This is a genomic window from Kordia jejudonensis (assembly GCF_001005315.1).
In the GTDB taxonomy this organism is placed as follows: domain Bacteria; phylum Bacteroidota; class Bacteroidia; order Flavobacteriales; family Flavobacteriaceae; genus Kordia; species Kordia jejudonensis.
On the sequence record NZ_LBMG01000163.1, the window covers coordinates 1 to 882 of the forward strand.

An 882-nucleotide genomic window follows, 5' to 3' on the forward strand; every position below is an offset into this window, starting at 1 on the left:
ATAAACAGTTTGCCAGTTGACTCGACTGCGCGTCTAGTTCTGCATAACTGAGTTGTTTGTCGTGAAACGTAACAGCAATTGCCGCTGGGTTTTCGTTGGCTTGTGCTTTGAAAAGTTCCAATACAGAAACACTAGGAAAATCTGTGTATGTATCATTGTAAGCGTGAATTAACCTTTGTTTTTCTGTACTTTCCAACATTTGCAAACTTCCAATTGCCTGACTTGCATCTGCAACTACAGATACTAGTAATTGTTCAAAGTGTGTCAACATTCTTGCAATAGTCGCTTCTTTGAATAATGCAGTCGAATATTCGACATCTAAAAATAAACCATCTGCTGTTTCGCTCGCGTTTACAATCAAATCGAGTTGCGAAGTCGTTTGTTCTTGCGGCATTTTTTCTACTGTACAGTTTCCAAACGTCAATTCAGTTAATTGTTCATTGTTTTGCAATACGAAGAGTGTTTGAAATAACGGACTTCGGCTTTGATCGCGTTCCAATGCTAAATCATCCACAATACGTTCAAATGGTAAATCTTGATGTTCGTACGCCGCCAAACACGTTGTCTTTACTTGTTCGAGTAAGTCTTCAAAAGTATCGGTACTTGAAAATTGGTCACGTAACACAATGGTATTCATAAAGAAACCGATTAGTCCTTCAACTTCTGCTTGTGCTCGGTTTGCAATTGATGTTCCGACACTGACATCAAATTGACCTGAATAGCGTGATAATAATACTTTGTAAACACTTAGTAATGTGATGAATAACGTAGTTCCGTGTTGCTGTGCAAATTGTTTTATGCTATTTTGAAGCGATTTTGATATTTCGTAATGATAAGTTGTTCCTTCTGTGGATTGAATTGGCGGACGTGCAAAGTCAGTTG

The 882-nt window shown here is 38.1% G+C and carries 1 protein-coding gene; it reads right to left on the bottom strand.

What is annotated here, in order from left to right; all coding sequences use genetic code 11:
* On the bottom strand, positions 1–882 hold an 882-nt coding region (locus AA089_RS23140; RefSeq protein ID WP_046759399.1), incomplete at both ends, for a condensation domain-containing protein.